Consider the following 5,334-nt stretch of genomic DNA (forward strand, 5'->3'; position numbering starts at 1 on the left):
CTACTTGCATGTATTAGGCACGCCGCCAGCGTTCGTCCTGAGCCAGGATCAAACTCTCATTAAAAGTTTGAGTTCTCACTCATTTCTGTCACTGACAGATTTATTGTTTTTTCATTGTTCAGTACTATAACCTTAGTTATAGTGCCCTGCACATTGGTTCGTCTTGTTCAGTTTTCAAAGGTCTTTGTCTCTCACTTCTCTCATGAGCGACAACTATATTAGTATATCACAGCTAGCTCTCTCTGTCAACAAGTTTTTTAAACTTTTTTCCAAGTTTTTTTAGCCGCAATACATCATAGTCCGTACGGGATTCGAACCCGTGTTACCGCCGTGAAAAGGCGGTGTCTTAACCCCTTGACCAACGGACCTGAGCTTTTCAACTCTTTCTATTATACCTACTTTTTTACCTTTGTCAAGGACTTTTTTCCCTCTTTACCGAAATTCTGAAAAGATAAGGGAAAGTTCTCTCAGGAGAGCTTTACGTCCTCTAAAGACTTCTCCTCCCATTAGACGGTCTATTAACTCTTGTTTTTCCATACTCTGCTTTGATTTGTAATTCTTTAGAAGTTCGTGAAAGAGATAATAATCGTCCAGCCTGAGTCCTTTTTCTCCTAGACGATGACTAATCTCACTCACCTCTTCATAGGGTTCTTTGTCAAAACGGCGCTTGTGGCTTTCCTGTTTACGGATGTAATCTAGGATACGATTTCTAAACTTTGTTTTAAAGCAGACATAAAGTCGATGGCGCTCCCCCTCTAGTAACTCTGGGTTGCAACTCACCAGCTCATACAGACATAACATGCCTTCCTGATCCCAGTCCTCTTTCTCCCACAGATGCAAATGATAATCTTTGCGACACTTATGGACGATTCCCTTACTTTCTTCATATAAATCTTTTAGATTCATAGACCTCTCCTTTCTGCATTTAGTTTAGCAAAATGCGCGAGCCACTGGGTCTACTTCCTCTATTCTATACTTCTTCCTCCCCCAACGGCACATAAAAAGAGAGGCAAAGCCTCTCTGGGGTTATAATTCTGCAATTTGGTTGAGATTCACTTCTGCAATCGTATCATTACCAAACATAGAGATAATCATCTTCACTTTGTTGTTATCAATTTCAGTAATTTTACCTGTGTAGTCTGCAAAAGCGCCATCAATGATGCGGACTGTCTGGCCAACTTCAACATCAATATCGAACTCTTGAACAGTTTGTCCCATTGAAACCAGAATATCACGGATTTCTTGTTCCAATAGTGGAGTTGGCTTTGATCTGTTACCGTGTGACCCAACGAACCCTGTTACGTTAGGTGTGTTTCGAACAACGAACCATGCTTCATCTGTCATGACCATTTCTACAAGGACATAACCCGGAAAGCGATTCTCTTCAACTTCCTTTTTCTTTCCATTTTTCTCAACTTGCACGGTTTGTGTTGGAATCTCAACTCGTAGAATATTATCCAACATGTTATAAGTTTGCGCGCGTTGCAATAGATTTTCTTTTACCTTATTTTCATAGCCAGAATAAGTTTGCAGAACAAACCATCCCTTGTCAAAACTATCCATGATATTTCCTTTCATAATAGAAGAAAGCTAGCAGAAGTTCTCCGCTTTTCTTCTAAAAAATGTTAATAAATCGAATCAAACCTGAAACAATCAACTGGTCAAAAATATAAATGATGACCACAAAGAAGGCTGTATATTCCATAATGGAGCGAAAATCTCTCCAGCTTTCTTTGCGAGTCGGCCATGTTGTTTCCTTAAGAAGTTTGAAGATATCCTTAATAAAACCCATCGTTCTCTCCTATCTCGTCTCTCTATGTGTCGTATATTTTCCACAATGTTTACAAAATTTATTTACTTCTAGTCGTGTTGGCTTGGGGTTCCCACTAATTTTGATTGAGTAATTTCTTGAACCGCAAACTGCACAAGCTAGGCTTGCTTTTTTTAGTGCCATAACGCCTCCATCTTATCTATTATAACAAGAAACCTGGGCTTTGACAAGCCTCTTAACGAAAGAGATTAACGATAGAGTCCCAGATTGTCTGGGCTTTTTCTTTTATCTTTGCATCCGAAATCGCACGTCCCGCTTCGTCTACAAGATTTTGAGCTCGACTACGAATATCTCCCAACGGATCTTCCGTCTGATTCGTTCCATTTTCAACCACTTGCTGCTTGGTATTTTCTGGTTCAATACCATTTTGTTTATAAGCATTTTCAACTGTAAAAGTGCTACCTGGAGTGTATGGCAAAATGGTATTAGCCATACTTCTAAAGATATGGGCAGCGCCATTAGAGGTCGAACCTGCTAGATAATGGTTCTCATCCGTCGTCGGAAAACCGAGCCAGTGGCTAATTACCACATCTGGAGTATAGCCAATCACCCACTGGTCACTAGTATATTCAGGATTAAAAGCAGCCTCAGTAGTACCTGTTTTCCCAGCCATAACATAATCAGCAGGTGAAGAACTAATCCCTGTCCCATTGGTAAATGTTCCTAGCATCATACTGGTCATTTTATCGGCTACCGACTTATCGATCACTCGTTTTTGGGAATTTTTATGGCTCTTGATGACCTGTCCACTGGCATTTTCGATACGAGTGATGAAATGCGCTTCAGGCATCAGTCCTTCATTAGCAAAGGCTGCATAGGCTTGTGCCATTTGGAGAGGATTCGTCTCTACACCCCCACCTAGGGCAACTCCAAGAACACGATCAACTTTATCCATATTCAAACCAAATCTCGTCCCAGCTTCAAAAGCCTTATTGATCCCCAAATCGTTTACAGTCGCAACCGCTGGGAGGTTGAGTGACTCTGCCAAGGCTTGATACATAGGTACTTCAGGAGATGTCTTAATACCCGCATAGTTATCTACTTGATAACTGTCATACTGCATGGTGTGGTTGTCCAGTTGCTTGTTCAGAGCCCAGCCAGCTTCCACAGCTGGAGTATAAACGACCAAAGGCTTAATCGTCGAGCCTGGACTGCGTTTAGACTGAGTTGCATAGTTAAAATTACGGAAGCCTGTTTTGTCATCACCAGCTACGCGTCCGACAACTCCACGCACTCCACCTGTTTTAGGCTCTAGAGCAACACTACCTGATTCAGCATGCGTTCCGTCTTCTGCCGTTGGGAAGAGCGAAGTATTTTCGTAAATAACCTGCATGTTTGCTTGATAGTTTTGGTCAAGTTCTGTATAGATTCGATAACCGTTGTTGACAATCTCTTCTTCTGTTAGATTGTACTTAGAGACTGCCTCGTTGACAACCGCGTCAAAATAGGATGGATAACGATAATCAGAAATCTTACCTTCATACTTATCTTGCAATTGAGAAGCCATATCTACTCCAGCTGCTTCAGTTTCTCGATTTTTATCAATATAGCCTGCAGCAACCATATTTTGTAGCACCGTATCCCTGCGGTTAGTTGAATCTTCAATGGAATTCAAAGGATTATACAACTCTGGCCCCTTGAGCATCCCAGCTAGAGTGGCCGCCTGATCAAGCGTTAGTTGTGAAGCCGATACACCGAAATATTTCTTACTTGCATCCTCTACACCCCAGATGCCATTTCCAAAGTAGGCATTATTGAGGTACATAGTAAGGATTTGCTCCTTACTGTATTTTTTTGTCAATTCTAAAGCTAGGAAAAACTCCTTGGCCTTCCGTTCAACAGTTTGATCTTGAGATAGATAGGCATTTTTCGCCAACTGTTGGGTGATGGTAGAACCGCCTCCAGAACGACCTGCTGTGACAATAGCTAGAAAGAAACGACCATAGTTAATTCCATCATTTTTATAGAAGGAACGATCCTCTGTCGCGACGACAGCGTTCTGCAGGTCTTTACTGATATCTGTCAGCTCAACATAGGTTCCCTTTTGACCGGACAGGGCACCTGCCTCTTTTTCTTCGCGGTCAAAAATCAGAGTTCTTGTTTTCAAAGCATTCTGCAAGTCATTGACATTAGTGGACTTGGCTATTGCAAATAGGTAGGTTCCCACTAGCAAACCAGCACTCAGTCCTAAAATGATGACAATCTTTGTCAGATGATATCGACGCCAAAATTTCCGTATCGGGCCTACATGGCCTAATTTTTTTCTATCGCTCCGAGAACGACGCATACTAGTAGAATCAGACTCTGCTGATTCACTCGTTTCTTTTTTAAAGAGAGAAAGAAACTTCTCAAATAATTTATCTATTTTCATGCGTTTATTTTATCATCTTCACCATAGGAACTCAAGAATTTAGCTATTTCCTATCCAAATAGGGCTTTTTTTGTTACAATATCTGTATGCAATTCACATTTACATTACCATCATCCCTGCCTCAAATGACGGTCAAACAATATCTAGAGGAACAACTCCTCATCCCTAGAAAAGTCCGCCACTTTCTAAGAACCAAGAAGAACATCAAAATCAATCAAAAACAAGTTCACTGGAACGAGATGGTGAAACCAGGGGATATTTGCCAATTAATTTTTGACGAGGAAGATTATCCCACAAAGGAAATCCTTTGGGGCAACCCAGACCTCGTTAAAGAAGTTTATCAAGACCAACATCTCATTGTTGTTAACAAACCGGAAGGGATGAAAACGCACGGTAATCAACCAGATGAAATTGCCCTACTCAACCATGTCTCTGCCTACGTCGGGCAAACTTGCTATGTTGTTCATCGCCTGGATATGGAAACAAGCGGTTTAGTGCTTTTCGCCAAAAATCCTTTTATCCTTCCCATTCTCAATCGTTTGTTGGAGAAAAAGGAAATCGCTCGTGAGTACTGGGCACTCGTAGAGGGGCAAATAGGGAGTAAAGAACTTATCTTCCGAGATAAAATTGGTCGTGATCGACACAATCGCAGAAAACGGGTGGTGGATTCTAAAAGGGGGCAATATGCTGAAACACAGGTGAGTCGATTAAAGCAATTTCCAAACAAGACTTCTCTGGTTCGTTGTAAACTAAAGACTGGTCGAACGCATCAGATTCGTGTTCACCTTTCTCATCATAAACATCCTATCGTGGGTGATCCTCTCTATAACTCTAGATCAAAAACAAGTCGGCTAATGCTTCACGCTTTTCGCCTTTCCTTTACCCACCCACTCACCTTAGAAAAATTGAGTTTTACTGCCCTCTCGGATACTTTCGAAACAGAATTAAAACAAAATGGATGACACTAGCATCCATTTTTCTATATAGAAAAAGCAAGACCAGAAGTGTACTGACCCCAAAAAGTTAGACAATTAATTTATCCGAAGGATTTAGTTCTGTATTGCACAGGACTGAGTCCTTTTAGTTTTATCTTAATTCGTTTATTGTTGTAGTAATCAATGTAGTCCACAAT

At 41.0% G+C, this 5,334-nt stretch carries 7 protein-coding genes, 1 tRNA gene and 1 rRNA gene; 1 reads left to right on the forward strand and 8 read right to left on the reverse strand.

What is annotated here, in order from left to right; all coding sequences use genetic code 11:
- From DF216_RS10205 to pbp2a, 7 genes are all read right to left on the reverse strand, one after another.
- Window positions 1-64 (reverse strand): 16S ribosomal RNA (locus DF216_RS10205); the annotation flags it as partial.
- Between the two features lie 232 nt (window positions 65-296).
- A tRNA-Glu gene (locus DF216_RS10210) sits at window positions 297-368 on the reverse strand.
- A 64-nt stretch (window positions 369-432) separates the two neighbouring features.
- A complete protein-coding gene (locus DF216_RS10215; RefSeq protein ID WP_001049305.1) occupies window positions 433-906 on the reverse strand; it encodes a hypothetical protein in 474 nt (157 codons plus the stop codon).
- A 120-nt stretch (window positions 907-1,026) separates the two neighbouring features.
- Window positions 1,027-1,563 carry a transcription termination/antitermination protein NusG gene (gene nusG, locus DF216_RS10220; RefSeq protein ID WP_000376732.1) on the reverse strand — a complete coding sequence of 179 codons (537 nt, stop codon included), beginning with the start codon at window positions 1,561-1,563 and terminating at the stop codon, window positions 1,027-1,029.
- A gap of 52 nt (window positions 1,564-1,615) precedes the next feature.
- A complete protein-coding gene (gene secE, locus DF216_RS10225; protein WP_000505776.1) occupies window positions 1,616-1,792 on the reverse strand; it encodes a preprotein translocase subunit SecE in 177 nt (58 codons plus the stop codon).
- A gap of 9 nt (window positions 1,793-1,801) precedes the next feature.
- Window positions 1,802-1,954, reverse strand: coding sequence for a 50S ribosomal protein L33 (gene rpmG / locus DF216_RS10230; RefSeq protein ID WP_001809375.1), 153 nt, complete (start codon window positions 1,952-1,954; stop codon window positions 1,802-1,804).
- A gap of 52 nt (window positions 1,955-2,006) precedes the next feature.
- Complete coding sequence (gene pbp2a / locus DF216_RS10235) at window positions 2,007-4,202, reverse strand: penicillin-binding protein PBP2A (RefSeq protein WP_129326770.1); 2,196 nt, start codon at window positions 4,200-4,202, stop codon at window positions 2,007-2,009.
- Window positions 4,203-4,288: 86 nt separating this feature from the next.
- Between pbp2a and DF216_RS10240 the strand changes: the two genes are divergently transcribed.
- Complete coding sequence (locus DF216_RS10240) at window positions 4,289-5,164, forward strand: RluA family pseudouridine synthase (RefSeq protein WP_129326771.1); 876 nt, start codon at window positions 4,289-4,291, stop codon at window positions 5,162-5,164.
- 74 nt (window positions 5,165-5,238) lie between these two features.
- Here DF216_RS10240 and DF216_RS10245 read toward each other — a convergent pair.
- Window positions 5,239-5,334, reverse strand: a 96-nt coding sequence (locus DF216_RS10245) for an IS3 family transposase (RefSeq protein ID WP_164979025.1), incomplete at its 5' end; no start/stop codon positions are given.

It is taken from the genome of Streptococcus oralis (assembly GCF_004127215.1).
GTDB lineage: Bacteria > Bacillota > Bacilli > Lactobacillales > Streptococcaceae > Streptococcus > Streptococcus oralis_BD.

Bases quoted from the DNA above. Each gene is read 5' to 3' on its own strand.
- nusG (WP_000376732.1), bottom strand. From the start codon at position 1,563: ATGGATAGTTTTGACAAGGGATGGTTTGTTCTGCAAACTTATTCTGGC.
- DF216_RS10215 (WP_001049305.1), bottom strand. From the start codon at position 906: ATGAATCTAAAAGATTTATATGAAGAAAGTAAGGGAATCGTCCATAAG.
- pbp2a (WP_129326770.1), bottom strand. From the start codon at position 4,202: ATGAAAATAGATAAATTATTTGAGAAGTTTCTTTCTCTCTTTAAAAAA.
- DF216_RS10240 (WP_129326771.1), top strand. From the start codon at position 4,289: ATGCAATTCACATTTACATTACCATCATCCCTGCCTCAAATGACGGTC.
- secE (WP_000505776.1), bottom strand. From the start codon at position 1,792: ATGGGTTTTATTAAGGATATCTTCAAACTTCTTAAGGAAACAACATGG.
- rpmG (WP_001809375.1), bottom strand. From the start codon at position 1,954: ATGGCACTAAAAAAAGCAAGCCTAGCTTGTGCAGTTTGCGGTTCAAGA.